The organism is Leifsonia psychrotolerans, assembly GCF_013410665.1.
In the GTDB taxonomy this organism is placed as follows: Bacteria; Actinomycetota; Actinomycetes; order Actinomycetales; family Microbacteriaceae; genus Cryobacterium; species Cryobacterium psychrotolerans_A.
Window position 1 is genome coordinate 2,336,699 of the sequence record NZ_JACCFM010000001.1, and the last position, 26,081, is coordinate 2,362,779.

At 64.9% G+C, this 26,081-nt stretch carries 22 protein-coding genes and 2 tRNA genes; 7 read left to right on the forward strand and 17 right to left on the reverse strand.

All coding sequences use genetic code 11. From position 1 onward, the window contains the following. The first annotated feature begins 82 nt into the window (after positions 1-82). Both hpaE and hpaD read left to right on the forward strand, forming a co-directional pair. Complete coding sequence (hpaE, locus tag HNR05_RS10700) at positions 83-1,579, forward strand: 5-carboxymethyl-2-hydroxymuconate semialdehyde dehydrogenase (protein WP_179579000.1); 1,497 nt, start codon at positions 83-85, stop codon at positions 1,577-1,579. A gap of 69 nt (positions 1,580-1,648) precedes the next feature. Continuing rightward, positions 1,649-2,764, forward strand: a complete 1,116-nt coding sequence (gene hpaD, locus HNR05_RS10705) for a 3,4-dihydroxyphenylacetate 2,3-dioxygenase (protein ID WP_179579001.1) — start codon at positions 1,649-1,651, stop codon at positions 2,762-2,764. 412 nt (positions 2,765-3,176) lie between these two features. Here hpaD and HNR05_RS10710 read toward each other — a convergent pair whose 3' ends face one another. The 10 genes from HNR05_RS10710 to topA form a co-directional block, all read right to left on the reverse strand. Next, positions 3,177-4,121 carry a DUF559 domain-containing protein gene (locus HNR05_RS10710; protein WP_179579002.1) on the reverse strand — a complete coding sequence of 315 codons (945 nt, stop codon included), beginning with the start codon at positions 4,119-4,121 and terminating at the stop codon, positions 3,177-3,179. Between the two features lie 337 nt (positions 4,122-4,458). Next, complete coding sequence (locus HNR05_RS10715) at positions 4,459-4,854, reverse strand: VOC family protein (RefSeq protein WP_179579003.1); 396 nt, start codon at positions 4,852-4,854, stop codon at positions 4,459-4,461. A 9-nt stretch (positions 4,855-4,863) separates the two neighbouring features. After that, positions 4,864-5,496 (reverse strand): isochorismatase family protein, encoded by a 633-nt coding sequence (locus tag HNR05_RS10720; protein WP_343062551.1) that lies wholly within the window; start codon positions 5,494-5,496, stop codon positions 4,864-4,866. Positions 5,497-5,542: 46 nt separating this feature from the next. Beyond that, positions 5,543-7,045: a D-alanyl-D-alanine carboxypeptidase/D-alanyl-D-alanine endopeptidase gene (gene dacB, locus HNR05_RS10725; RefSeq protein WP_343062552.1), complete on the reverse strand. Its 1,503-nt coding sequence runs from the start codon at positions 7,043-7,045 to the stop codon at positions 5,543-5,545. Positions 7,046-7,117: 72 nt separating this feature from the next. After that, positions 7,118-8,101: a Gfo/Idh/MocA family protein gene (locus tag HNR05_RS10730; RefSeq protein WP_179579006.1), complete on the reverse strand. Its 984-nt coding sequence runs from the start codon at positions 8,099-8,101 to the stop codon at positions 7,118-7,120. A 110-nt stretch (positions 8,102-8,211) separates the two neighbouring features. Then, positions 8,212-8,284: transfer RNA gene (locus HNR05_RS10735), tRNA-Thr, on the reverse strand. Positions 8,285-8,414: 130 nt separating this feature from the next. Continuing rightward, complete coding sequence (locus tag HNR05_RS10740) at positions 8,415-9,950, reverse strand: alpha/beta hydrolase (RefSeq protein WP_179579007.1); 1,536 nt, start codon at positions 9,948-9,950, stop codon at positions 8,415-8,417. 68 nt (positions 9,951-10,018) lie between these two features. Continuing rightward, entirely contained in the window at positions 10,019-11,191 is a 1,173-nt protein-coding gene (locus HNR05_RS10745) for a DNA polymerase III subunit delta' (protein WP_179579008.1), read from the reverse strand. Positions 11,192-11,295: 104 nt separating this feature from the next. Continuing rightward, positions 11,296-11,919 (reverse strand): dTMP kinase, encoded by a 624-nt coding sequence (tmk, locus tag HNR05_RS10750; RefSeq protein WP_179580828.1) that lies wholly within the window; start codon positions 11,917-11,919, stop codon positions 11,296-11,298. Further along, positions 11,913-14,921 carry a type I DNA topoisomerase gene (topA, locus tag HNR05_RS10755; protein ID WP_179579009.1) on the reverse strand — a complete coding sequence of 1,003 codons (3,009 nt, stop codon included), beginning with the start codon at positions 14,919-14,921 and terminating at the stop codon, positions 11,913-11,915. The genes tmk and topA overlap by 7 nt, the downstream gene beginning before the upstream one ends. Positions 14,922-15,040: 119 nt before the next feature. Between topA and HNR05_RS10760 the strand changes: the two genes are divergently transcribed. Next, complete coding sequence (locus HNR05_RS10760) at positions 15,041-15,280, forward strand: hypothetical protein (protein ID WP_179579010.1); 240 nt, start codon at positions 15,041-15,043, stop codon at positions 15,278-15,280. A 28-nt stretch (positions 15,281-15,308) separates the two neighbouring features. On the opposite strand, the gene HNR05_RS10765 is transcribed toward HNR05_RS10760, so the two are convergent. The 5 genes from HNR05_RS10765 to HNR05_RS10785 form a co-directional block, all read right to left on the reverse strand. After that, complete coding sequence (locus HNR05_RS10765) at positions 15,309-15,686, reverse strand: Rv3654c family TadE-like protein (RefSeq protein WP_179579011.1); 378 nt, start codon at positions 15,684-15,686, stop codon at positions 15,309-15,311. Next, a complete protein-coding gene (locus tag HNR05_RS10770) occupies positions 15,686-15,985 on the reverse strand; it encodes a TadE family type IV pilus minor pilin (RefSeq protein ID WP_343062553.1) in 300 nt (99 codons plus the stop codon). Before HNR05_RS10770 ends, HNR05_RS10765 begins: the two co-directional genes overlap by 1 nt. A gap of 76 nt (positions 15,986-16,061) precedes the next feature. Further along, the gene (locus HNR05_RS10775; protein WP_179580832.1) at positions 16,062-16,259 is read right to left on the reverse strand and encodes a DUF4244 domain-containing protein; all 198 of its coding nucleotides are present in this window, start codon (positions 16,257-16,259) and stop codon (positions 16,062-16,064) included. A 304-nt stretch (positions 16,260-16,563) separates the two neighbouring features. Continuing rightward, the gene (locus tag HNR05_RS10780; protein WP_343062554.1) at positions 16,564-17,751 is read right to left on the reverse strand and encodes a hypothetical protein; all 1,188 of its coding nucleotides are present in this window, start codon (positions 17,749-17,751) and stop codon (positions 16,564-16,566) included. Positions 17,752-17,780: 29 nt separating this feature from the next. Beyond that, on the reverse strand, positions 17,781-18,890 hold the full coding sequence (locus HNR05_RS10785) for a TadA family conjugal transfer-associated ATPase (protein ID WP_179579012.1): 1,110 nt from the start codon (positions 18,888-18,890) through the stop codon (positions 17,781-17,783). A 621-nt stretch (positions 18,891-19,511) separates the two neighbouring features. Between HNR05_RS10785 and acs the strand changes: the two genes are divergently transcribed. Continuing rightward, the gene (gene acs / locus HNR05_RS10790) at positions 19,512-21,458 is read left to right on the forward strand and encodes an acetate--CoA ligase (RefSeq protein WP_179579013.1); all 1,947 of its coding nucleotides are present in this window, start codon (positions 19,512-19,514) and stop codon (positions 21,456-21,458) included. A gap of 211 nt (positions 21,459-21,669) precedes the next feature. Here the strand turns inward: acs and HNR05_RS10795 are convergent, their stop codons facing one another. Together HNR05_RS10795 and sp36 are read right to left on the reverse strand one after the other, a co-directional pair. Beyond that, on the reverse strand, positions 21,670-22,140 hold the full coding sequence (locus HNR05_RS10795; RefSeq protein WP_179579014.1) for a RidA family protein: 471 nt from the start codon (positions 22,138-22,140) through the stop codon (positions 21,670-21,672). 2 nt (positions 22,141-22,142) lie between these two features. Then, entirely contained in the window at positions 22,143-22,319 is a 177-nt protein-coding gene (sp36, locus tag HNR05_RS10800) for a Sp36 family protein (protein WP_179579015.1), read from the reverse strand. 51 nt (positions 22,320-22,370) lie between these two features. Here sp36 and HNR05_RS10805 point away from each other — a divergent pair, with 51 nt between their 5' ends. From HNR05_RS10805 to HNR05_RS10815, 3 genes are all read left to right on the forward strand, one after another. Next, complete coding sequence (locus HNR05_RS10805) at positions 22,371-24,956, forward strand: transglycosylase domain-containing protein (protein ID WP_179579016.1); 2,586 nt, start codon at positions 22,371-22,373, stop codon at positions 24,954-24,956. Then, positions 24,956-25,936, forward strand: a complete 981-nt coding sequence (locus HNR05_RS10810; RefSeq protein ID WP_179579017.1) for a metallophosphoesterase — start codon at positions 24,956-24,958, stop codon at positions 25,934-25,936. The genes HNR05_RS10805 and HNR05_RS10810 overlap by 1 nt, the downstream gene beginning before the upstream one ends. A 55-nt stretch (positions 25,937-25,991) precedes the next feature. Continuing rightward, positions 25,992-26,068, forward strand: a tRNA-Pro gene (locus HNR05_RS10815). Positions 26,069-26,081 lie beyond the last annotated feature (13 nt).

Below are 26,081 nucleotides of genomic sequence, written 5' to 3' on the forward strand. Positions count from 1 at the left end.
CACCCACCCCAGCATTCCGATCAGACAGCCCGGCGACGATCACCGGGTCTCGACACGCTCGACCAACGGAGGACAGAGAACTATGACGCATTACATTCCCGAGGACCTGCCGTCCTCGATCCAGCACTTCATCAACGGTAAATTCGTCGACTCGGTCGGCGGCGAGACCTTCGATGTGCTCGACCCGGTGTCGAACACGAGCTACGTCACAGCCGCAGCCGGGCAGAAGGCCGACATCGACCTGGCCGTCGCCGCGGCCAAGCACGCCTTCCAGCACGGTCCCTGGCCGCGCATGATGCCGCGTCAGCGCTCGCGCGTGCTGCACACAATCGCTGACCTCGTCGAGAGCCGCGGTCAGCGCCTCGCCGAACTCGAGACGTTCGACACCGGCCTGCCGATCACGCAGTCGCTGGGCCAAGCCAATCGTGCGGCCGAGAACTTCCGCTTCTTCGCGGACCTCATCGTCGCCCAGAGTGACGACACGTACAAGGTGCCCGGCCGCCAGGTCAACTACGTCAACCGCAAGCCGATCGGCGTCGCCGGCCTGATCACGCCGTGGAACACCCCGTTCATGCTCGAGTCGTGGAAGCTCGCTCCCGCACTCGCCACCGGCAACACCGTCGTGCTGAAGCCGGCCGAATTCACCCCGCTGTCCGCCTCGCTATGGGCCGAGATCTTCCGTGAGGCCGGCGTGCCCGACGGCGTGTTCAACCTTGTGAACGGCCTCGGCGAGGAAGCCGGGGACGCGCTCGTCAAGCACCCCGATGTTCCCCTCATCTCGTTCACCGGCGAGAGCCGCACCGGACAGATCATCTTCGGCAACGCGGCTCCCTTCCTCAAGGGCCTGTCGATGGAGCTCGGCGGCAAGTCGCCCGCCGTGGTCTTCGCCGACGCCGACATCGAGGCCGCTCTCGACGCGACGGTGTTCGGCGTGTTCTCGCTGAACGGCGAGCGCTGCACCGCGGGCAGCCGTATCTTGGTCGAGCGTTCGATCTACGACGACTTCGTTGCCCGCTACGCCGAGCGTGCGAAGAACATCGTGGTCGGCGACCCGCACGATCCTGCCACCGAGGTCGGCGCCCTGGTACACCCCGAGCACTACGACAAGGTCATGAGTTACGTCGAGATCGGCAAAACCGAAGCCCGTCTCGTCGCCGGCGGCGGCCGCCCCGAGGGCCTGGAGACCGGCAACTACGTCTCCCCCACGGTCTTCGCCGATGTGTCACCGGATGCCCGCATCTTCCAGGAAGAGATCTTCGGCCCGGTCGTGGCGATCACCCCGTTCGACACCGACGAGGAAGCGCTCGAGCTGGCTAACAACACCCGCTACGGACTGGCGGCCTACATCTGGACCAACAACCTGAAGCGCGCACACAACTTCTCGCAGTCCGTTGAGGCCGGCATGGTCTGGCTCAACTCCAACAACGTGCGCGACCTGCGTACTCCGTTCGGCGGAGTCAAGGCATCCGGTCTGGGCCATGAGGGCGGCTACCGATCGATCGACTTCTACACCGACCAGCAGGCTGTGCACATCACGCTGGGCGAGGCGCACTCCCCGCGCTTTGGCACATCGAAGTAGCCCGTTTCCCCCCGGCCTTGGCCGTTCCTGCAATTGAGCCCGATTTTTCAAGGAAGAGAAAGCATCACCATGACTGAACCCGTCGTCACCTCCGGCAGCCCCATCGCCGTGCCCGTGAACCGTATTGCAACCCCCACCGCGCCGGCCCCCGACATCCTGCGCTGCGCCTACATGGAGATCGTCGTCACCGACCTCGCCGCGTCGCGTGAGTTCTATGTCGACATCCTCGGCCTCGTCGTCACCGAAGAGGACGAGAACGCGATCTATCTGCGTTCGTTCGAGGAGTTCATCCACCACAATCTCGTGCTGCGCAAGGGCCCCATCGCCGCGGTCGCCGCGTTCTCCTACCGCGTGCGTAGCCCCGAAGACCTCGACAAGGCCGTGGCCTTTTACACCGAGCTCGGCTGCCGCGTCGAACGCAACAGCCAGGGCTACACGAAGGGCATCGGCGACTCGGTGCGCGTCGAAGACCCGCTGGGATTCCCGTACGAGTTCTTCTACGACGTCGAGCACGTCGAGCGCCTCGCCTGGGCGTACCACCTGCAGACTCCGGGCTGCCTCGTGCGCCTCGACCACTTCAACCAGGTCACTCCCGACGTTCCCCGCGCCGTGGCGTACATGGAGGACCTCGGCTTCCGTGTGACCGAAGACATTCAGGATGAGGCGGGCACCACCTACGCCGCGTGGATGCGCCGTAAGCCCACCGTGCACGACACCGCCATGACCGGTGGTGACGGCCCCCGCATGCACCACGTCGCATTCGCAACCCACGAGAAGCACAACATCATCGCGATCTGCGACAAGCTCGGCGCGCTGCGGAAGAGTGACACCATCGAACGTGGCCCCGGCCGCCACGGTGTCTCAAACGCGTTCTACCTGTACCTGCGCGACCCCGACGGTCACCGCGTCGAGGTCTACACGCAGGACTACTACACCGGCGACCCCGACAACCCCGTCGTCACCTGGGACGTGCACGACAATCAGCGCCGCGACTGGTGGGGCAATGCCGTCGTGCCGAGCTGGTACACGGATGCCTCGCTCGTGCTCGACCTGGACGGCAACCCGCAGCCGCTCATCGCGCGCACCGACGACTCCGAGATGGAGGTGACCGTCGGCGCGGACGGCTTCTCGTATACCCGTGAGGGCGACAACGAGAAGGGCTTCAAGCTCGGCCACACACTCTAGGCCAGTTGTTCAGACGCGCGGTACCTGCCTGATCGGCTGGACTGCCAGACGGGCCCGGATGCTCCGGCATCCGGGCCCGTCGCCGTCTGCTGCCGCCCGCGCCGCCCGCGCCGCCGTCAGTCGCCGTCTGCCGCCGTCAGTCGCCGTCTGCTGCCGTCTGCTGCCGCCCGCGCCGCCTCACCGCCACGCCGCCCACGCCGCCCACGCCGCCCACGCCGCCCACGCGCCACCTCTACCACCACCCGCTGTTACCCCCACCGCTTCTGTCCCCGGATTCGGAGATCGGGCAGCTTGTCGGCGTGTCGCCGTCGCGACACGCGGCATCCGCTCACATTCTCCGAATCCGGGGGCTGCAGTCGCGTGCACAATGATGCCGCGAGTGCCCTCCAACTCTTCCCTGGCAGCCACCGACTCAGAACGGATGCGTGTGCTGCCCCCGGCGCATCAGCAGCTGCATGGTGCCGAGCACCATCGGCCAGTCGCCCAGAATCTGGTGGTGGGAGAACTGCACCACGTGAAAACCCTGGGTCTGCAGCCAGGCAGTGCGTGCGTGGTCACGATCAAACGCACCCGGAGCGGTGTGCACTCCCTCGCCGAGACACTCGAACACGAGCCAGCGCCCAATCAGGAGGTCCGCGAAGAATCCGCCGGGCAGCGGAGCTTGAGGCTGCGAGGGGATGCCCGCATCCTCAAAATTGCATCGCGCAACTGATTCTCCCACTGCTTGCGAGAGCCCGCACGAGCGGTCCACGACCATCGCGGCCTGCTCTCTCGACACCCTCGCCCGAATTCGAGTGAGTCCAGCGCCGTCAAGCAGCGGCAAGCCCGTCTCCCGACCGATGCGGGGAATCTCGAGGGCTGAATCGAGCGCGCAGATCGCATCGATCGGGGGAAGGCATCTGATGAGCTGCACCACGCAGTCTTCGATCGAGACGATGTGCCGCGAGGATTGGTCGAGGCGCGGGGAATCCCAGTGAAGGTGGATTCGGGTCCCCCGCTCGCGAGCGCCGGGGCGCAGCGCAGTCGCAGTCGGTTCAAATTGCACCCGCGGATCCACTCGGCTACGGAACCGGGAATCGTGAGGATCGACCGAAACATGCAGACGTTCGGCGCCGTGCAACACACGCAGGCCGTGCAACGGCGCCGCGCTCACACAACACACGCGCCCGCCGACACGTAACGCCTCGACAATCAACTCTGCGGTCCCCGGAAGGCAATAGTGCCCGATGCGCTGTCGCACGATCTCGCCCCCGAACACGGCCTCGGCCAACATGCGTTTGGTGATTCCTCGGCGTCTCAACTCCGAGGTGCTTGCCACCCCACCGATCCGGCGCAATCCACTCGCGACATTCGTCATGAGCTCAGACTCCCCGAGCCCCACTCCGAGTCGCGGCAGTGCGCTCATTCGGTGGGAAACTGGTTCATCCCGTGTCTGTGGCGGAGCCCTCGCCTCGCAAACGGATGCGTCGTCCGTCCCTGGCGCGCGCCTGAGCGCGTTCCCGATCCTCGTCCCAGTTCCTGCCTCGGTCCCAGGCCCCCTCCGTGTGCCTGTCCCGTGTCGTCCTCTCTGTCCCCCGATTCGGAGAATCAAGCACATAGCCGCGTGTCGCCGCGCCGGAACATGGCGTGTCGCGCCAATCTCCGAATCGGGGGACAGCGCACAGAGTGCCAGCGCCCGAACCGAGGAGTACGTGTCAGGCCGGCAGCGGCGCGTACAGGTCGACCGCGTTGCCGTCGGGGTCGAGGAGCGTCGCGTAGCGCTGACCCCAGAAGGCATCCCACGGCTGCACGTGGACGGCGAACCCGGCTTCGGTCATCTCGGCGAAAACCCGGTCGACCTCGGCCGGCGTCTCGCAGTCGAAGGCCAGCGCCACCCGGTGGCTGCCCGTCGGCGCCGTCCAGGTCGGGTCGAAGGTTCTGACGGTCTCGATCGTGTCCCAGCCGAGGCGCAGACCGCCGGGCAATGCGGCCTCAACGTGACCCTCGTCATCCGAAATCTCGGGAATCTCCAGCCCGAGCCGGCGATAGAAGTCGAGCGAGCGACCCAGGTCGGCCACGACGAGGCCGATGAAGTTGAACGTGATTGCCATGATTTCAGTCTACGAATCGGTGCCAGTGCCGGCATCGGCACGTTCGGCATCCGTTGCGACGGCATGCGAGGTCGCCAGCACCGCGCCGGCGTGCGCCATCTCGGCCAGAGCCGCCTCGCTCGGCCCGGCAGCGACGCCAGCGATGAGATCGGTCAACACACGCACATGCTGGCCGTGTTCGAGCGCGTCAAGCGTCGAGGCCCGCACGCAGTGATCCGTCGCCAGGCCCACAATGTCGATGTCGGTCACACCCCGCGCGGCGAGCAGCGCACCCACCGTCTCGCCAGCCTCGGTCGTTCCCTCGAAGATCGAGTAGGCGGGCTTGCCCTGCCCTTTACGAATGTGGAATGTCACGGCATCCGTCGCCAAGGCCGGGTGATATTCGGCACCGGACGTACCGGCCACGCAATGCACCGGCCAGGTCGACACGTAGTCGGGCGCGGCATCCCGAGCGAAATGACCGCCGTTGTCGTTGCCGATGTCGTGCCAGTCGCGCGAGGCGAAGACTGAGCTATAGAGCTCCGGATGCCGCGCCAGCAGGCCGGTCACCCCGGCCGCGACGGCAGACCCGCCGTCGACCCCGAGAGCGCCGCCCTCGGTGAAGTCATTCTGAACGTCAATGATGAACAGTGCTCGAGTCACGGTCCACTCCTTCGGGTTCGGTACTGCCCTGTTCGTGCGTGCTGCGCTAGTTGTTCGAGAGATTGTCGCCGCAGGTGAAGAATGCGGCGGTGATGGTGTCGATGGCCTGCTTGGCATTGTCGCTCACATCGCCAAGCGCGTAAACGGCGAAGGTGAGCGGTGTGCCGTCGGCGGCGTGAATGATTCCTGACAGCGTGTATCCGGTGTCGATCCAGCCGGTTTTGGCGAACACAGCACCGTCGGCGACCGAACTGGCGCCGCTGAACCTGTCGCTGTACGACAGTGAACCTGATCGGCCAGCCACCGGCAGACCGTCGAAGATGACGCCCAGGTTGCCTTCCCGCGCGTTGATCTTGCGGAACAGCTGCGTGAGGTAGCTCGGCGGCACCGCGTTGTTGTCGCTCAGGCCAGAGCCGTCGGCTATGACGATGCCCGTGGTGTCAATGCCGTAGCCGGCCAAGCCGGCGATGGTCGATTGGTTCAGCGCCGCAAAGGTGTTGCCAGCGCCCGACTTCACAGCCACGAGGCGGGCCAGCATTTCGGCGAGTGCGTTGTCGGAGACGATCAAGGACTGCTGAATCAGGGTGGACACGGGCTGTGATTCCACACTGGCCAGCACGGCCGCTCCGGCCGGTGCTGTGCCGCGCGAGACCTCGATTGACCCGGGGAGAAGCCGTTGGAAGGCCTCGCCGGCGCGGCCGATTGGGTCATCGCTCCGCTCCGAGGTGCTGCGGAAAGGGTTGTCGCGGTCGCCGTCGACCTGCAGGGCCGTGATCTCTGGCATGTAGCCGTCGGTGAGTTCCTTGCGGTTCCAACTCGGCTCCCAGCCGGGGTCACCGAACATCGACGAATCAAGCACGAGCGACGAGATACGCTGGTCGGCGTTGGCCGGGTCGGCCTGCCATGCTGCGAGAGCCTGCGCGGCCAGTGCGTCGAGGTGGGCCGCTCCGGCATACGTGGATTCCTCGCCAGTGCTCGTGCGCGACAGGGTGAGGTCTCCCCCGCCGACGAGAACGATCTGGCCTGGTTCCGTTCCCCTGACGACTGACGTCGTGGCTCGGTAGTCGGGTCCGAGTACGGCCAGCGCCGCAGCCGAGGTCAGTACCTTGAGCACGCTCGCGGTGCGCGACGGCGTGCTGCCCCCGCGATCGAAGAGAATCTCGCCGGTGTTGGCGTTGACGACTTGAGCCTGAAAACTGCCGAGCCGCGGGTCTGTCGCGAGCTCTGCGACGCTGCAGGTGCGTAGGCGGCTGGCCACACTCTCGGTTCCGGGCACAGTTCGCGGCGGAACCGTGGCGGTCGGAGTCGGGGTCGGCGTGGCCGAGGCCGTGGCCGTGGAGATCGCGACGGGTTCCGGTGTCGATCCAGTCGACGCACCTGCGAAGACGGCCCCGGTGCCGAGCAGCGCGAATGCCACGGCGCTAGCGCCGATCAGGCTTGCAACGCGGTGACGCTTTACAAATCCCACTGCGCCGGAGTGGTCCGTGGTGCCCGCATCGGGGCTCTCGGAGTCGGCACGACGGTTCAGCTCAGCATCAGATTCTTCCACCCGCATACTTTACCCAACCCATGTGAGAGAGCGCCCAGCGCACGGACTCACCGTGCCGCCGACTGCCCGCGCCTACTCACCCGGATAGCGCAGACCGATCTGCTCGCGAATGGTGTCAAGCGTTTCCATGATCGAGACGGATTCCTCCGGTGACATGATCGTGCTCGCGAGGTCGCCGCGCGCAATCACCTGCTCGATCTCGTCAGCCTGGAATTGCATGCCTCGACCGTTCACGTCGGCCGAGAACGTCTCAAGCACGGTGCCGTCGCTGTCGAGAACCCGCATGGTGGTGGGCGAGTACCACACCGTGTCGATTTCGATCCGACCGTCGGTGCCCAGAATCATTGCGGTGTTCGGACCCGCGGTATCGCTGGCCGACAGGGTCGACGCGATCTGGCCATCCGGGTATCGGAAGATTGTTGCGACCTGCGCGTCGGCCCCGGTCTGCTTGAAGCTGGCGCTGGCCAGAATCGTTTCGGGGCGTCCGAAGAGCTCGTGAGCGAATGAGATCGGGTAGATTCCGAGGTCGAGTAGTGCCCCGCCGCCGAGCTCCAACGAGTTGATTCGGTGTTCCGGGTCGTCGGAGAGGTTCTGTGTGTGATCGACGATGAGGCTGTGCACGTCGCCGAGGGTTCCAGCAGCAATAATTTCGCGGATGCGCACCATGTGCGGCAGAAAACGCGTCCACATCGCTTCCATGATGACGACGCCGTTGGCTGCGGCCAGGTCGACGAGCTCGCGGGCCTCGGCAGCGTTAAGAGTGATCGGCTTCTCGATTAGAACGTGCTTGCCCGCGTTGAGGGCGAGTCTGGCATTCGCCAGGTGAAACGGATGCGGCGTCGACACGTAGATGATGTCGACTTCAGGGTCGGCCACGAGTGCGTCATAGCTGCTGTGAGCCGTCGGAATATCAAACTCGGCCGCAAAGATATCGGCGGCCTCCTGCGTGCGGGACCCGACGGCCTGAACCGCGAAGCCACTCTCACGCAGGTCACTTGCGAACAGGTGGGCGATCCAACCGGTGGCCAGTATCCCCCAGCGAAGTGTGTGCGTCATGTCTGGATCCTCACGAAAGCCGGAGCCGACGCTCCGATGCGGCAGCCGAGAATCGGCTGAGACAACATTGGCCACCAACCCAATCGGGCTGGTGGCCAGTGTTTTGTCGGGGCCGCCTATCAGAATCGAACTGATGACCTATTCATTACGAGTGAATCGCTCTACCGACTGAGCTAAGGCGGCTTGATCCACGAGCTCCTCGCGAGGAAGAACTCGGTGACACAGCATCAAAGCTTACCGGCTCCGGCGACTGGTTTTGTACACTCCGCCCCGACAGGGACCGTGAAACCGAGAATCCCGGCTCAAAAACTGCTCAACAGAGGGGGTCCTTCGCGGGAACTATGCCCCGGATCAGGTAATCATCAACGGCGTCATTGACGCAGGAATTTGATTTGTTGTAGGCCGTGTGGCCCTCGCCCTGATAGGTGACCAGATGCCCGCTGTCGAGCTGCTTCGCGAGACTCTGAGCCCATTTGTACGGGGTTGCCGGGTCATTCGTCGTGCCGATCACGAGGATCGGCGCCGCCCCCGGCGCATGGATTTCACCGCGCTTTACTGTTGACGTGAACGGCCAATTGGCACAGCTGATATCGCCGAAACTCATATACGTACCGATCGTCGGCGCAGCGGCTTCGATTTCTGCGGCCTGTGCGCGCATCGACGCCGGATCGTCGTCGTAGCTGTAGTCGAGGCAGTTGATGGCGTTGAAGGCCTCGGTCGAGTTGTCGGCGTAGGTTCCGTCGGCGTTTCGGCCGTTATAAGCGTCGGCGAACTCGAACGCGATGCTCGCATCGCCGTGCATCACGCTCTCAAACATCTGGCTGAGCGCGGGCCAGGCCGAGGCTTGGTAGAGCGGATAAATTATGGCGGTGAGCAGAGTGCTGGCACCGAGCTGCCGCCCATCCTCATTGTTCAGAGGGCTCACATCGACGGATGCCAGCAGCGCCCTGATCGTCACCATCGCGTCGTCGACGGTGCCCGTGAACGGGCAGCTCGACCCCGACAAACACTCTTTCAAGTAGGCCCGAAGCGCGCTTTCGAAGCCCTGCGCTTGCACCCGCGTCACGTCAAAGTTGCTGGCCGCCGGATCAAGCGCGCCATCGAGCGCGAGACGGCCAACTTTTTCGGGGTAGAGCTCGGCGTAGGTCGCGCCGAGGTAGGTGCCGTACGAGTAGCCGAGGTAGTAAAGCTTGGCGTCGCCGAGAACGGCGCGCAGTAGGTCCAGGTCGCGAGCGGCGCTCACGGTGTCGACCTCGCCGAGTAGGGGGCCTGTTTGCGCGTCACAGGCCGCACCGAACTTGGTGGCGTCCGCCTCCATCTCGGCGATCCAGGCATCCGACCCGCGCGCCGCGGTTGTCAGCGAATACAGGTACTGGTCCATCTGCGCCGGGTCGTAACAGGCCACCGCCGACGACCGACCGACACCGCGCGGGTCGAAACCGACGATGTCGAAACTCTTCTCGAGCCGCTTATCGACGGCGTAGCTGAGCGAGTCCTTGACGAAGTCGTAGCCCGACCCGCCCGGACCGCCCGGGTTCACCAGCAGTGAGCCGACCCGGCTGCCATCGGTGGTCACGTGGCGCACGAGAGCGAGGTCGATGGTGCCCGCTGCCGGTTCTTTCCAGTTCAGGGGCGCTTTCGCGGTGGAGCACTGCATGCCGGAACCGCACGCCTTCCAGCGGAGTATCTGGCTGTAGAACGGCTGAAGCGCCGGGTCGACGTTCTCACTCGTCGGGTTCGAGGTGGCGGGGGGTGGTTTGGGCATGAACAGCGACACACAGCCGCTGAGTCCCGCGGTGAGAGCCACGGCTGCGGCCAGTGCGACGAGTGCACGACGGCGTCTGATCATTGCGTTTCCTTCTTCTGCGCGCTTGTGAGCACGATCGATCGGCCAACCCTCTGTTCCAACACGCTTCTCTAGCGACGGATCGCCGTCACCAGCATGGCCTCCAACGCGAGTGCCGGGGCAACATTCGATTCGATTCGGTGGCGGGCGAGTGCGATCGCGTCAAGCGTGGCCAAAGTTCCGGCCGGCTCGGTCGCGCTACTTGCCACACGCAACTCCGCGGCAAGCTCCCGATTGATGATGGTGCTCTCACGCCCGAGCTGCACCATCATCACGTCGCGATAGAGCGAGGCGAGATCGACGAGGATGCGGTCGATTCCATCGCGTAGGCTGCGTGTCGCTCGCCGTTTCTGATCGTCTTCCAGCGCCTTCAACTGCCCGCGGAGCCCGGGTGGAACGGCCTGACCCGGCTCGACGCCCAGCGAACGCAGCACGCCGGCACGCTCGGCGGCATCCTGCTCGGCGGTGAACGACTTGGCGTCGTCTCCGGCGATCGCCAGCAGACGCGCAGCGGTCACGACCGCGCTCGACACCCCCCGAATACCGAGAGCCGCCCGCAACGTCTCTTCACGCCGGGCTCGCGCCTCGGCATTGGTGGCGAGGCGCACGGCCATACCGATGTGGCTCTGCGCCTGCCGTGCACAGCGCTCGGCAGTGTCGGCGTCGACCCCGGTGCGCTTCGACAGCAGGGCGGCGACCTCCTCGATGCTCGGAACTCCAAGGCGAACCGACCGCACGCGTGAACGAATTGTGGGCAGCAAATCTGCTTCGCTCGGCGCACAGAGAATCCACACGGTACGCTCGGGCGGCTCTTCAAGCGCCTTCAAAAGCACGTTCGATGTGCGTTCCACCATGCGGTCGGCATCTTCGACCACAATCACCCGGTAGCGCGAGAGCGACGGCGAATACTGCGAGCGAGCGACGACCTCTTTGACGGTCTCCATCTTGATGATGACGCCCTCGGTTGACAAGATCGTGAGGTCCGGATGCGTGCGGGCGTCGACTTGGCGGCGGGCGGCCTCATCGCCCTCGGGCGTGCCGGGGCTGAGCAGTGCCGTCGCGAATGCAAACGCGAGGTTCGAGCGGCCAGATCCGGGCGGCCCCGTAATCAGCCAGGCGTGCGTCATCGATGCGGACTCGGTCGTCGCACCGGATGCGCCGTCGCCGGTCGTCGTGCGAGCCGCTGCGGCACGAAAAATGGCGATCGCCTCGGCCTGCCCTGTCAGGTCGTCCCAAACTGCCATGAGTCAAGGCTACCGTTCGCCGCCGACAGTCTGCTCCGGCCCGCGTTTGGGAAGAAGGCCCACGATTAACCATGGTCCTGCGTCTTCAACGCGGGCCGCGAGGTCTAGGACAGTAGTTCGGCGACGCGAGCCCGCAGAATCGCGGCGATCGTGTCAACAGGGGCAGCGGCATCCGTGACCAGAAACCGGGTGGGCTCAGCCGCTGCGAGTTCGAGGAACGCGGCCCGCACCCGGGCGTGGAACTCATTCTTCTCGGCCTCAAGCCGGTCGAAACGCTTATTCGCAGCGTTCAGCCGGGCGCGCGCGACAGTTTCGTCCAGGTCGAGCAGGATCGTCAGATCGGGCAACAGCCCATCGGTCGCCCAGAGCGAGAGCTCGCGCACCTCGGTGGCGCCGAGCACGCGCCCGGCCCCCTGATAGGCAACCGACGAGTCGATGTAGCGATCTTGAATCACGATCTCCCCACGCGCCAGCGCCGGGCGGACCTTTGTCGCGATGTGGTGAGCGCGGTCGGCTGCATAAAGCAACGCCTCGGCGCGCGGCGCGATTTCGCCGGGGTGGTGCAGCACGATCTCACGGATCTCGACGCCCACCTCGGTGCCGCCCGGCTCACGGGTGCGCATCACGGTATGCCCGTGCTGCTCCAACCAGTCGGTCAGCAGCTGAGCCTGGGTCGACTTGCCTGACCCGTCGCCGCCCTCAATAGTGATGAAAAAACCGGTCACGATGCGGCGCCGGCCTCCGCTGCCTTGGTCGCGGCGTTCCGCGCACGGGTCGCGGCCGCTTTCGCCGCGATCGCCGCCTTCTCTTCCGGAGTCTTGACGACGGCCGCGCGTGTCACCGCTGCCTTCCCTGCAGCAGCCTTCTTGGCCGGTGCCTTCTTGGCCGGTGCCTTCTTGGCCGGTGCCTTCTTGGCGGCCGGCTTCTTCGCAGCGGCCTTCTTCGCCGGCGCCTTCTTCGCCGGGCCCTTGGCTCGCTTATCGGCAAGAAGCTGCACGGCTCGGTCGAAGTCGACGTCTTCGACCGTCTCGGCCTTCGGGATCGTCGCGTTCGTCACGCCGTCAGTCACATAGGCGCCGAACCGGCCGTCCTTGATCTTGATGGCCTTGCCGCTCTCGGGGTCTGGCGCCTCGAACTCCTTCAGCGCACTCGAGGCCCGGCGGGCGCCGTACTTCGGCTGCGCGTAGAGTTCGATCGCACCGGCCAGGTCGATGTCGAAGATCTGGTCTTCGCTCGTGAGCGAGCGGGTGTCGACGCCCTTTTTCAGATACGGGCCGAATTTACCGTTCTGCGCCAAAATCTCGGTGCCGGTTTCGGGATCACTGCCGACAACGCGCGGCAGATCGAGCAGGCGCAGCGCGGTGTCGAGGTCAATGGTCGCGAGGTCCATCGACTTGAAGATGGATGCCGTGCGCGCTTTAGCCGTAGCCGCCTTCTTCGCCGGGGCCTTCTTCTTGGGTTTCGCGGCAGCCTCTGACACTTCGCCGGTGGCGGGGTCGACGACACTGCCATCGGCGAGCGTGGTCGCAGTCGTAGCGGCTGCAGCCGCGGCATCCGTTGCCGCCGTTGCATCGGCTGCCGGCTCGGGGTCGACCTCGGTGACGTACGGTCCGAAGCGGCCATCTTTGGCAACGACGTTCTTGCCGTTGACCGGATTGACACCGATCACACGATCGGTCACGACAGGAGCGTCGATGAGCTCGCGGGCCTTCGCCGCGGTGAGCTCGTCGGGGGCCAGATCCGGCGGAATGTTGACGCGGCGCGGCGTCACATCAGGGTCGGCATCCGGCTCGATCACTTCGAGGTAGGGGCCGTACTTGCCGATGCGCAACGTGATGTCATCGGAGATCCGCACCGAGTTAATGACGCGCGGGTCGATCTCGCCGAGGTTGTCGACGACCTGGCGGAGGCCGCGGTGCTTGTCCGAGCCGAAGTAGAAGCTGTTCAGCCAGTCAACCCGGTCGGCCTCGCCGTCGGCGATGCGGTCGAGGTCGTTTTCCATTTCAGCGGTGAAGTCGTATTCGACCAGATCCCCGAAGAAGTCTTCGAGCAGGCGCACCACCGAGAACGCGATCCAGTTCGGAATGAGCGACTGGCCGCGCGGCGTGACATAACCGCGGTCGGTGATGGTCGAGATGATCGACGCGTAGGTCGAGGGGCGGCCAATGCCGAGCTCCTCGAGCTTCTTGACCAGGCTGGCCTCGGTGAAACGCGCCGGCGGGGTGGTCTCGTGGCCCTTGGCCTCGACATCGGCCAGCGTGAGCGTCTGGCCTTCGGTCAGCGGCGGCAGCTTCGATTCGGTCGCATCGGTGGGCGCGTTGCGCTCCTCGTCCCGGCCTTCCTCGTAGGCGAGCAGGAAGCCCCGGAACGTGATGACCGTACCGCTGGCCGAGAATTCGGCCCGGGCACCGGATGCCGCGGGGTGCGCGGCCTGCCCGGTCGGGCCGGCCTCGATGGTGACAGACGCCGTCGAACCCGTCGCATCCGCCATTTGTGAAGCGACTGTGCGCTTCCAGATGAGGTCGTAGAGCTTGAAGTCGTTGCCGCGCAGGCTGCCGGAAAGCGACGCGGGGGTGCGGAACGTATCGCCCGAGGGGCGAATGGCTTCGTGGGCTTCCTGGGCGTTCTTGCTCTTGCCCTTGTAGACACGAGGTTTGTCCGGAATCGTTTCGGCGCCGTAGAGCGCCGTGGCCTGGGTGCGCGCAGCGGTGATCGCCTGCTGTGAGAGCGACGGCGAGTCGGTACGCATATAGGTGATGTACCCGTTTTCGTACAGCGACTGCGCGACGCTCATGGTCTGGCGTGCGGTGAAGCGCAACTTGCGCGCCGCCTCCTGCTGCAGGGTCGAGGTCGTGAACGGGGCGGCCGGGCTGCGGCGGTACGGCTTCGAAGCGACTTTGCTGACCGTGAGCGGAACGCCCGGTTCGCGCAGCGCTGCGGCGAGCGCAACGGCGGATGCCTCGTCGAGGGTCGCCGCCTTCACGCCGGGCTTGAGAGTGCCGGTGTCGTCGAAATCGCTGCCGGAGGCGATGCGTTCGCCGTTCAGACGCACGAGTTTCGCAGCAAATTCTTTGTCGCGCTCCGCGCCCGACGGTGCCAGCTGTGCGATCAGGTCCCAGTAACCTGCTGCGACAAACGCGAGGCGTTCCCGCTCACGCTCGACCACGAGACGGGTGGCTGCGGACTGCACGCGCCCGGCGGACAGACCGGGGCCGACCTTGCGCCAGAGCACGGGAGAAATTTCGTATCCGTAAATCCGGTCGAGAATGCGACGGGTTTCCTGCGCGTCAACAAGGGCGGTGTCGAGGTCGCGGGTGTTGTCTTTTGCGGCAAGGATGGCGTCTTTGGTGATCTCGTGGAACACCATGCGCTTGACCGGCACCTTGGGCTGCAAGACCTGCAGGAGGTGCCACGCGATGGCCTCGCCCTCGCGGTCCTCATCAGTTGCGAGGAGGAGTTCGTCGGCGTTCTTCAACGCCCGCTTGAGCTCGGCGACGGTCTTCTTCTTGGCGTCGGAGACGACGTAATACGGCTCAAACCCGTTGTCGACGTCGACAGAGAACTTACCCAGCGGCCCCTTCTTGAGCTCGGGGGGCAAGTTCTTGGGCTCGATCAGGTCGCGAATGTGTCCGACAGAGGACAACACCTCATAGCCGTCGCCCAGATAGCCCGCAATCGACTTCATCTTGGTCGGCGACTCAACAATGACCAGCTTCTTAGTGCCTGGCACCAGACTCCTCTTATAGGTAGGGACCCGTCGTGTGGGCCATGGCACACCATACACACAGGAAACGGGTGCTTGCCGAATTGAGGGCTTGTCAGTTCTGCTCGGATGGTGAGAATTGAGACATGTCTACTGAAGCGATGGGTACGTATACGGCCAAGCTGACGGACGGTCCTCTCGAAGGAAAGACCATTCGAACCGAGTTTCTCGAGTCGGGCGATCCCCGGGCGCGCCTCGAGATTCCGGCCGACTCCGGAAAGCACTACATCTATCAGCGCAGCAGCGGAATCGAGTTCGACGCCGGCGGCCAGGCCAACCGGCCGACCGCTGTGGATTATCGCTACCTTGAGGCCGTCTTTAAGTAGTCTTCATTTTGTGCCACCCCGCGTGTCGTCACTGTGGTGAGGGCGGCGGTCCGGCCCGCGCCCGTCCCTCGAGGGTGAAGCCAAGGTAGCCGCGGCTCACCACGACCGAGGCGATCAGGCCATCCATCGCGCAGGAGTCGATCGATGCCCCATTGGCCGTCGCAACCCGCGCGGCCACCGAGCACGGAATCCCCGGAAGAAGTCCGGATGCCGTGTCGGCGGCAGCAAGCGCCGCCGCAGCCGCGGCGCCCTGCACCTGCTGCGTGACCGCGAGCACCGCATACAGAGGAATGACCGCCACGGTGAGCGCGAGGGTCGCGCCAAGCACCCCCACGGCCAGAAGCGAGCCGGATCCTCCCTCACCCTCAACCGACCTGTCCCGGCGCGACTTTCTCGCTCTGCGCATCAGAGTCCCCCGCTCGGCGCGCAGGAGCGCGCTGTCACGGTCACGCCGGCACGGGCGAAGGGACCAAAACCGCTCGGCTTCTGCAGGAGTGCGCAGACTAGATCCCCCTGGTGCTCGGTGCGGAGCTCCGCACCGGCGATCGACGCTTGCACCGCAGCGGCCGCGCTGTCGAGACTCTCACCACGACCGAGCATCCGTGCGGCAACCACCGCGGCATCGGTGAGTCGCACCTGCTGACCGACCACCTGGATCGCAGCCAAACAGCAGGCGAGCACGAGCACGACGGCGGGAAGGACCACCGCGAATTCGGCGGTAATGCTGCCTCGCTCGTGTGGCTGCGTCAGGCACCTCCCGCGGTCAGACTCCCCCGCTCGTTCACCCCACCGTGAGTGCATTGCGCACCAGCTCGGTGAGAATGCCGCGCACCTCGTCGCCCCGCAGAATGATGATGAGCAGTCCGGCAAAACCCACCGCGGCCATCGTGGCGACGGCGTATTCAGCGGTCGCCGCGCCGGCGTCGTCGCCACGCCGCACCCGTCGGATGCCGGTGCGTTCCCACCACGCCCTCGCTATTCGGGACGCTGTGCGTGAATCGCCAGCAGTTCGGTCGGCCGCGAGCTGCGCAGCCCCGCGCAGCGCTGCCTCGCTGTCTTCCGTGGAAAGCCGTACCGCCGCGTGCTCAGGCGCTGCCTGCCCAGCCCCGGTGTGCGCGGACGCTCTCTGCACGGACGCTGTCTGCACGGATGCTGTGTGCCGTTGTCGATACATCGGTCTTCTCCTTCTGCGCCGTCTGGCGCGATTGGTGGTGGCACGAGTGACTCCAGCGTGTCGCGAGCAACCGCCGCAGAGCGAGAAGACCTGCAAGCCGTGCAGAATCTCAGAGTGTCGAGAGAGTGGAGGAGAGAACCCCCAGCAGCAATGGCATGACGCCCACCAGCATGAACGCCGGAAGCACGCAGACTCCAAGCGGAATCATGAGCGTCACGGCGAGAGCTTCGGCCCTCTGCTGCCCCTCGCTGCGCGCCTGCCGGCGCAGTTGCTCTGCCTCGCTGCGGAGGAGCTCTGCAGCCGGAACCCCCGCTCGTTCCGCCAGGTCAAGAACTGAGTCACGCAGGCCATCGGACTCCGAACCGGGCTCGGAATCGGACTCGATGCGGGATCCGGTGCCGGAGCGCGCCACCGCGACAGCGTCGGTAGTGGTGGTGGCTGTCGACGGCGGCTCATCGTTCCCTGAAAGGAAGCGGCGTTGGGCCACCGCGACGAGCGCGCGAGCGCCGTCGATCGAGCCTCCGCCCGCGAGGGCGATCGCGGTCAGATCCAGTTCCAGGCCGGGAGCGACAGATTGTGCTCGGGCCGACCGCAGTAGCCTGCGGTTCCACCGAGCAGCGAGCACGAGGAGCAACGCCCCCACCCCCAGACAGAGCACACCGGGCACGGTGAGAAAGAGCGTGCGCAGGGTGTCAAAGCCCATCACCGTGCCGAAAAGAATGCCGATGATCGGCAGCACCATCACCATGCGCGCCGTCGCGGCCGGCCCCGCCACTGCCACATCCAGATCGCGGTGCAACTGGCCGATGTGCCGAAAGGCCTGAGCCAGATCGCGCAGACATCCCGCCAAGGGAGCACCGGCCTCGGTTGCCACCGACCAGGCCGCGGCCAAGCACAGCCAGGCTTCCCTCTCGCGGTTGTCGCGTGAGCGAGCCTCGAAGGCGATGGCATCGGCAGCGCTCTCACCCCGCAGCCCGGCGAAGGCCGCCGCACGAATGATCCGTTCCGTGCGGGCTTCGGCCTGCGCACTCGGTCGCTGCCGATGCGGCCGGCCCGGAATGCGGGAACTCGGCATCCTCAGGTCTAGCTCGCCCACAGCGAATTCGCCCACGCCCGGTTCACCAATACCCGGATTACCCGCATCCCGCTCGCCCTCATTCGACTCACCCACAGCCTGGTGGCCCCCGACGTGATCGACAGGAAGCAGGTAACCCCACGCGCGCGCTGGCGATACCCCGGCCGAGAGCAAGACGGCCACCCGCTCGGCGACCTGCGCGACCTCTTCTAACGCAGACACTCCGCCAGGCTTCCTGCGACGACGCCCGATCATGCGGCCACAACTCTCAGCCTGTCGTTGCCGTCGAGAGCGAACCTGCCGACCTCGGCAAGACGGCGCTGCCCCGCTCGACGCTCCAGGTGCAGGATCAAGCCAATGGCGCTGACCGCCTGCCTCGCGACCGCTTCGGGCGGCATCCCCGCCAGAGCACCGAGCGCCTCGAGGCGAGCCGGAACGTCGTGCAGCGAGTTGGCATGAAGAGTTCCGGCCCCACCGCTATGACCCGTGTTCAGCGCCGCCAGCAGCTCTCGAATCTCGGCCCCGCGACATTCGCCCAGCACCAGACGGTCTGGCCGCATCCGCAGCGCTTCGCGCAACAGAATCTCCAACCCGATTCGACCGGCGCCCTCGAGATTGGCCTGGCGTGATTCGAGCCCGACCACGTGCGGATGCGCGATGCGCAACTCGGCGACGTCTTCGATCGCGATGATGCGTTCATCGCCGGGCGCCTCCGCGAGCATCGCCGCGAGAAGAGTGGTCTTGCCGCTGCCCGCCGCGCCCGTGATCAGCAGATTGATTCGGGTGAGAACCACGTCGCGCAGTCTCTCGGTCAGCGCGTGGCCCTCGACCCCGCTGCCGCAGAGCCCCGCGCGCGCCAGTTCATCGAGGGTGAAGCGGTGCGCGCGCGGCAGCCTGATCGAGATCAGCGTTCCGCAACTCGACGCGGGCGGAAGCACGACATGCACCCGAATGCCATCGGCCAGCCTCACGTCGACGCACGGGCTAGCCTCGTCGACATGTCGACCGCCGAGTGCAATCAATCTCACCGCGAGAGCGCGGAGCTCGGCTTCGGAGAATCGCCAGGTCGGCTCGTGGATGAGGCCGTGCCCGGCGTCGACCCAGAGTCCTGCTTCACCATTGACCAGCAGATCGGTCACGTCGGTGCCGGAGGCGAACAGAGCCAGCGGCCCAAGCGCGGAGTGGTCGCTGAGCGGTATCGGCGCTGACACGCCGACGTGCAGAGCCTCAGACTGCTGCTCACGCGACGACACAATCAGCCGCGACCCCGGTTCCGGTTGGTCGAGAACATCGGGAACGGCATGCCGCGGCACTGCGGCGGTATCGGCGTAGGACGGAAAAGCGACATACGGCGTAATCATGGGGCGACGCTACGCGGCCGATGCGGAGCAGCATCCGCAGGAACCATGCCGGTGCATAACGTGGCCACCCGCGCTGGTGTGGAGGGAAGTCGACGGTGAAGCGCAAGGATTTCGGGACTGACTCACCGGGTCTACTCGGGATATGCAAAACGCCCGAAACTCGCAATTCGCCCTGATCTGGATATTCATATCCCGTGCTGGCGCGAAGCGCCCCCAAGGCTCGACACGCTCGACCGACGGGAGGGAGCGAAACGCCGCTCGCGGTGACCGGGTCTCGACTCGCTCGACCAACGGCACTCGCTCGACCACCGAGTCGTTAAAAAAAGGGGGGCGGCACCTATTGGGGGGAACAGGTGCCGCCTCGGTGACGCGCAGATTGGGGGGAACCATACGCATCACTGGTCAAAACTTTACGTTCGGACGAATCCCAGTGTACGCGTACTGACGGAAATCGCAACTTCTGAGTCCTCATAAATGGGGACATTCTGTTTGTCTTCTCAGACTCGGTTCGAAACGATGCGCAACCACCGTGAAAAAATGCCCAATCCAAGCAGAGTAGGGTTCTTTTGTGGCTGGCCACACTCCCGGATTTACGCATCGCGAAGGAGCGACCCAAGAACAATGAGCGTCCAAATCGATCACCTGCTCACTGAGTCCCGGCGATTCGCCCCGTCCCCCGAATTCGCCGCGCAGGCCACTGCACGGCCCGAGCTCTATGAGGATGCCGCAGCCGACCGCCTTAAATTCTGGGCCGACCAGGCCCGCGACCTGCTGCACTGGGACACCCCGTTCACCAAAACCCTCGACTGGACGAACCCGCCGTTCGCCACCTGGTTCGAAGACGGTGCGCTCAACGTCGCCTACAACTGTCTCGACCGCCACGTGCTGGCCGGCAACGGCGACCGTGTCGCCCTCCACTGGGAAGGCGAACCGGGTGACTCCCGCTCGATCACCTATGCCGAGCTGACCGCCGAGGTCAAACGCGCCGCAAACGTGCTCATTAAATTGGGAGTGAAGGCCGGCGATCGTGTCGCCATCTACCTGCCGATGATTCCCGAGGCCGTCATTGCCATGCTCGCCGTGGCCCGCCTCGGCGCCGTGCACTCGGTCATCTTCGGCGGGTTCAGCGCCGAGAGCCTGCGCTCGCGCATCGACGACGCCAACGCTGCTCTGGTCATCACGGCCGACGGAGGATTCCGCAAGGGCAAGGCATCCGCCCTCAAGCCGGCCGTCGACGCGGCACTGGCCAGCGGTGACTCGTCGGTCACCAACGTTCTCGTCGTCAAGCGCACCGGCGGCGACGTCGAGTGGAACGAGCGCGACCTGTGGTGGCACGACGAACTCGCCGCGGCCCCGGACGAGCACGTCGCCCAGCCGTTCCCGGCCGAGAACCCCCTCTTCATCCTCTACACCTCCGGCACCACCGGCAAGCCCAAGGGCATTCTGCACACCAGCGGTGGCTACCTCACCCAGAGCGCGTTCACGCATAAGAGCGTCTTCGACCTCAAGCCTGAGACGGATGTCTACTGGTGCACCGCCGACGTCGGCTGGATCACCGGCCACAGCTACGTGGTCTACGGCCCGCTCGCCAACGGTGCCACCCAGGTGCTGTTCGAAGGCACCCCCGATTCACCACACCCCGGCCGCTGGTGGGAGGTAATCGAGAAGTACAAGGTGACGACCCTGTACACCGCGCCCACGGCCATCCGTACGTTCATGAAGCTCGGTCGACAGATTCCGCAGGAGTTCGACCTGTCGAGCCTGCGCCTGCTCGGTTCGGTGGGCGAGCCCATCAATCCCGAGGCGTGGATGTGGTACCGCGAAGTCATCGGTAACAACCTCACCCCGGTGGTCGACACCTGGTGGCAGACCGAGACCGGCGCGATCATGGTTTCGGCCTTGCCCGGCATCACCGTGACCAAGCCGGGAAGCGCGCAAGTCGCGATCCCCGGCATCAGCATCGAGGTGCTCGACGACGACGGCAACGCTGTCGGTGGTGGCGAGGGCGGGCTGCTCGTCGTCAGCGAGCCGTGGCCGGCCATGCTGCGCGGCATCTGGGGCGACCCCGAGCGCTTCAAGGAAACCTACTGGGACAAGTTCGGTGACAAGTATTTCGCCGGCGACGGCGCCCGGCTGGACGAGGACGGCGACATCTGGTTGCTCGGACGCGTCGACGACGTGATGAACGTGTCGGGTCACCGCCTGTCAACCGCCGAGATCGAGTCGTCGTTGGTCGCGCATCCGCTCACCGCTGAAGCTGCCGTGGTCGGCGCGGCCGACGAGACGACCGGCCAGGCCGTCGTCGCGTTCGTGATCATCAAGGCCAGCCAGGAGGACACCGCATCGCACGAAGACGTCTCGGCTGTTCTGCGGGCGCATGTCGCTTCGCAGATTGGTGCGATCGCACGTCCGCGTCAGATCTTCATCGTCAACGAACTGCCGAAGACCCGCTCCGGCAAGATCATGCGGCGTCTGCTGCGGGACGTTGCCGAGGGCCGCGAGATCGGCGACACCACGACGCTGGCCGACACCTCGGTCATGCAGATCATCTCCGGCCAGGTGAAATAGCTACAACCCTCTCGCGAGATCTCTGGCTCTATCAACGGGCTGGATGTGGCCGTGTCTTGCGATTGGCTCGCGGGATCTCGACAGGCTCGATCAGCGGTTGAGGTCGATCAACGGGAGTGGCAGGGGCCCGCGTCCCCGAGATCGGAGTCGTGGTCGTAATGATCGCTTTATAACGACCACGACTCCGATCTCGCGTGTCTGGGTGACGTTTTTAGGCGAACGACACGATCAGTTCAAGCTCGACGGGCGAGTCGAGCGGCAGCACCGACACCCCGACTGCGGAGCGTGCGTGCACGCCCACCTCACCGAAGATCTCGCCGAGCACCTCGGACGCACCATTGATGACGCGGGGCTGACCGGTGAACGACGGGTCGGATGCGACAAAACCGACAACCTTGACGATCTGAGTGATGCGGTCGAGCGAGCCGATCTTCGCCTTGATCGCGGCCAGCGCGTTCAGCGCCGAGATCCGGGCGTACGCCTTCGCATCCGCGGGAGGGACGAGCCCCTCGCCTTCGCCGACCTTGCCGAGGGCCGGCAGCGCACCGGCCACCATCGGCAGCTGGCCCGAGGTGAAGACAAGCGAACCAGACACAACTGCCGGAACATACACAGCAACCGGCGGCACGACGGCGGGTAGTTCGATTCCGAGTTCGGCCAGGCGTGCGTCAATCTGCGACATAACTATGCTCCTTCGACAGTCGAGTCGGCGGCGAGTGGACGTTTGAGGTAGGCGACGAGCCCACCTTCTGGTCCGGTGACGACTTGCACGAGCTCCCAGCCCTCCGATCCCCAGTTATTCAAGATGGCGGCTGTGTTGTGAATCATCAGCGGCGTTGTGAGGTATTCCCAAGCAGGCATGCGGCTCCTATTCAAGCTGTTGTTCAGCTTTGTCCCTATAGGGTCAATCTTATGTCTGTCAAAAATCGAACGGCCAGCGGCGTGCTGGGTGGAGTGCTTGGCTTTATCGGAATGAGTGCCGTCGCCGGTGTTCTCGTGACCGTCGCCGTCACCCCAGCGCTCGCCCTCTCCGGTATCGCCGCGACGAACACCATCAGCGTCTTCGAGAACCTCCCCGAGTTCCTCACCATCGACCAACTCTCACAGAAGAGCAACATTTACGCGACGAATAACGAAGGTGCTCCCGTACTCCTGGCCTCGTTCTACGACCAGAACCGCGTTGAGGTGGGTTCCGATCAGATCAGTCAGTTTGTGAAGGATGCCGCGGTGGCCGGTGAAGATCCCCGCTACTTCGAGCATGGTGGAGTCGACCTCGAAGGAACCGTCAAGGGTGCAGTGAAGACGCTCGGCGGCGGAGACACCCGCGGTGGCTCGTCGATCACGCAGCAGTACGTCAAGAACGTTCTCGTGCAGAAGTGTGAGGTACTCACCAACGAGAAGGAAGTGAAGGCCTGCTACATCGATGCCACCGAGACAAGCATCGACCGCAAACTGAAGGAAATGCGCCTGGCCATCGGCCTCGAGAAGAAGTACTCGAAGGACGACATCCTGCGCCAGTACCTCAACATCACCGGCTTCGGCGGCAGTGTCTACGGCATTGAGGCCGCAGCGAACTACTACTACTCGACGAGCGCCGCGAACCTCACTCTCGCGCAGTCAGCGAGCCTGGTCGCGATCGTGAACAACCCCGTCAAATTCCAGCTTGATAATCCCGACAGTGAAACGAACGGCGCGGCCAACGGATACGCAGCCAACAAACAGCGTCGCGATTACATCCTGAACGAGATGTTGAAGTACAAGAAGATCTCGAAGGACGACTACACCGCGGCCATTGCGTCGCCGATTGAGCCGGCCATCCAGGAGCCGAGCACGGGCTGCCAAACCGCCGGTGGCAGCGGTTACTTCTGTGACTATGTCACGACGATTCTCAAGACCGACCCGACGTTCGGCGCAGATGCCGAGACTCGGTTGCTGAACTTCAAGCGTGGCGGCTACGACGTGTACACCACGCTCGACCTCGACCTGCAGGCGGCTGCAGAGTCGACCATGGCCGAATACGTGCCGGCAACCATGGACGGCTGGGACGTCGGTGGAGTGATCTCCAGCGTGCAGGTGGGCACTGGCCGCGTTCTCGCCATGGCGCAGAACCGCAAGTACAGTCAGGACCCAGCTGTGCTTGAAAACCCCGACTACACGAGCATCAACTACAACACCGACGAAACTCAGGGCGGATCGCTCGGCTTCCAGCCCGGCTCGACCTACAAGGTGTTCACTCTCGGCGAGTGGTTGAAGGAGGGGCACTCGCTCAACGAGCGCGTCGATTCCCGCCGGAAGAGCGACTGGGGAACATTCAAAGACAGTTGCGACGGCCCGCAGAACTACGGCGCCAGCTTCAACCCGAAGAACGACTCGGGTGAAAGCGGCAGCAACTACAGCGCCCTGCAGTCGACGCAGGAATCCATCAACACGGGCTTCATCGGAATGGCTAAGAAGCTTGACCTCTGCGGCATCCGTCAGACGGCCGAGGCCTTCGGTGTGCACCGTGCGAACGGGAAGCCGCTGGAGCAGGGCGCCAGCTCGGTGCTGGGTACCAATGAGGTCGCTCCGTTGACCATGGCTGTGGCTTTCGCAGGCATCGCCAACAGCGGTTCCACCTGCTCGCCGGTCGCGATCGACAAGATCGTCGGCCCGAACGACAAAGAGATTCCCATTCCGAAGTCGACCTGCACCCAGTCGGTCGAGCCCAGCGTTGCGGCCGGTATGACCTATGCCATGCAGAGAGTTATGACGGGTGGAACCGCGACGCAGTCGTACGGCGCCACACGCCCTCGCGTTCCGATGATCGGTAAGACCGGAACGACCGACGGCAACAAAGACACGTGGATGAGCGGTGCGAGCACCAAGGTATCGACTGTTGTCGGTGTCGTCAGCGTGAACGGCGATATCAACCAGCGCGCCGTCACCATGAACGGCACGACCGCTTCGTACGCCCGTCACCACATGTGGCCGGCCGTCATGAGCGTTGCGAATGCCAAGTATGGCGGAGACGACTTCCCCGAGGCGTCCAGCTCGGTGATTCAGACCGTGCAGGTTCCGGTTCCCGATGTGCGCGGAAAATCAATGGCTGAGGCACAGTCCGCCATTGAAGCGGCCGGATTCACCTTCTCGGACGGCGGCGTCATCGACTCCGATGTGGCTGCTGGTCTCGTCGCAGGAACCGACCCTGCGGGCGGCGGCAACACCGACCGCGGCTCAACCATCACCGTCTTCACGAGCAACGGCGCGATGAAGGCCCTGCCCAACGTCGTCGGCAAGGCTCTCAACGACGCCAAGAACGACCTGCGGGAATTCAACGTCAAGATCGTCGAGAAGAGCGATCCACGCCAGATTGGCCGCGTGATCTCGATGGAGCCCGGCGCAGGTACGCCTGCCAGACCAGGAGACACCGTCACGATCGTTGTCGGCAGCGCAACCGGCGGCAACGGCGGAGGAGCGGATAACGGCAACGGCAACGGCTCTGGCGACGGAAACGGCTGATGAGCTCGCTCGGCACTGCGGGCAAAGCCCTCGCGACGACAGCAGGATTGGCTGCCGGAGCCGGCCTTGCCGCGTTCGCGTGGGGATCCTTGGTCGAGCGCAAGCGCTACACGCTGCGGGAGGTGAGCGTGCCGGTGCTCGCCCACGGCTCCGCTCCAATCCGGATTCTGCACCTCTCCGATTTGCACATGGCCCCGTGGCAGCGCGACAAGCAGGATTGGGTGCGCGACCTCGCGGCACTGCAACCGGACTTCATTGTGAACACGGGCGACAATCTGGGTCACGTCGACGGTATCGCCGGTATCGAGTATGCGCTGGAGCCATTCGCCGGAGTTCCTGGGGTGTTCGTCAACGGGTCCAACGACTACTTCGGGCCGCAAATGAAGAACCCGTTGAAGTATTTCGGGGGGCCGTCGATGGTTCATTCCCGACCTGTGAGTCTCGATATCGACAAGCTGCACAGTGTCTTCAGCGCGTTGGGGTGGAAAGACCTCAACAACACCGCGGATGCCCTTGAGGTGAACGGCACCCGCCTCGAATTCTTTGGTGTCGACGACCCACACATCGGCAAGGATCGTCTCGATCTGATTACGGGAGCTGTCGACGAGTTGCGGTCGAATGATCCCCTCTTGGACGAGACCTGGCCGGATCCGGCACAACCGGCGGCGGAGCGGCCCACTCTCACCGTTGGCGTCACCCATGCGCCGTATCAGCGAGTGCTCAACTCGTTTGTGAACCACGGTGCCCAGCTCATTCTCGCCGGGCACACCCACGGCGGACAGGTCTGCGTGCCCGGCTTCGGTGCCCTGGTCACCAACTGCGACATCCCTCGACGTCAGGCCAAAGGACTCAGCCTGTGGAACCTCGGGCTGCGCACGGCGTTCCTGAACGTGTCGGCAGGTCTCGGCACCTCGATCTATGCGCCGGTGCGCTTCGCCTGCCGCCCCGAGGCGACGCTCCTCACCCTCACAGCGGCCTGACGCGGTCATCGGTCCCCCTCGGAGTAGGTATACTAGTAGAGGTCTTACGGACCATCGGGGTATGGCGCAGCTTGGTAGCGCGCGTCGTTCGGGACGACGAGGTCGCAGGTTCAAATCCTGTTACCCCGACCACATAATGAGGGCC

Excerpts from the sequence above, each read along its gene's own strand:
- hpaE (WP_179579000.1), top strand. The coding sequence starts at position 83 with ATGACGCATTACATTCCCGAGGACCTGCCGTCCTCGATCCAGCACTTC.
- hpaD (WP_179579001.1), top strand. The coding sequence starts at position 1,649 with ATGACTGAACCCGTCGTCACCTCCGGCAGCCCCATCGCCGTGCCCGTG.
- HNR05_RS10710 (WP_179579002.1), bottom strand. The coding sequence starts at position 4,121 with ATGACGAATGTCGCGAGTGGATTGCGCCGGATCGGTGGGGTGGCAAGC.
- HNR05_RS10715 (WP_179579003.1), bottom strand. The coding sequence starts at position 4,854 with ATGGCAATCACGTTCAACTTCATCGGCCTCGTCGTGGCCGACCTGGGT.
- HNR05_RS10730 (WP_179579006.1), bottom strand. The coding sequence starts at position 8,101 with ATGACGCACACACTTCGCTGGGGGATACTGGCCACCGGTTGGATCGCC.
- HNR05_RS10740 (WP_179579007.1), bottom strand. The coding sequence starts at position 9,950 with ATGATCAGACGCCGTCGTGCACTCGTCGCACTGGCCGCAGCCGTGGCT.
- HNR05_RS10745 (WP_179579008.1), bottom strand. The coding sequence starts at position 11,191 with ATGGCAGTTTGGGACGACCTGACAGGGCAGGCCGAGGCGATCGCCATT.
- HNR05_RS10760 (WP_179579010.1), top strand. The coding sequence starts at position 15,041 with ATGTCTACTGAAGCGATGGGTACGTATACGGCCAAGCTGACGGACGGT.
- HNR05_RS10765 (WP_179579011.1), bottom strand. The coding sequence starts at position 15,686 with ATGCGCAGAGCGAGAAAGTCGCGCCGGGACAGGTCGGTTGAGGGTGAG.
- HNR05_RS10785 (WP_179579012.1), bottom strand. The coding sequence starts at position 18,890 with ATGATTACGCCGTATGTCGCTTTTCCGTCCTACGCCGATACCGCCGCA.
- acs (WP_179579013.1), top strand. The coding sequence starts at position 19,512 with ATGAGCGTCCAAATCGATCACCTGCTCACTGAGTCCCGGCGATTCGCC.
- HNR05_RS10795 (WP_179579014.1), bottom strand. The coding sequence starts at position 22,140 with ATGTCGCAGATTGACGCACGCCTGGCCGAACTCGGAATCGAACTACCC.
- sp36 (WP_179579015.1), bottom strand. The coding sequence starts at position 22,319 with ATGCCTGCTTGGGAATACCTCACAACGCCGCTGATGATTCACAACACA.
- HNR05_RS10805 (WP_179579016.1), top strand. The coding sequence starts at position 22,371 with ATGTCTGTCAAAAATCGAACGGCCAGCGGCGTGCTGGGTGGAGTGCTT.
- HNR05_RS10810 (WP_179579017.1), top strand. The coding sequence starts at position 24,956 with ATGAGCTCGCTCGGCACTGCGGGCAAAGCCCTCGCGACGACAGCAGGA.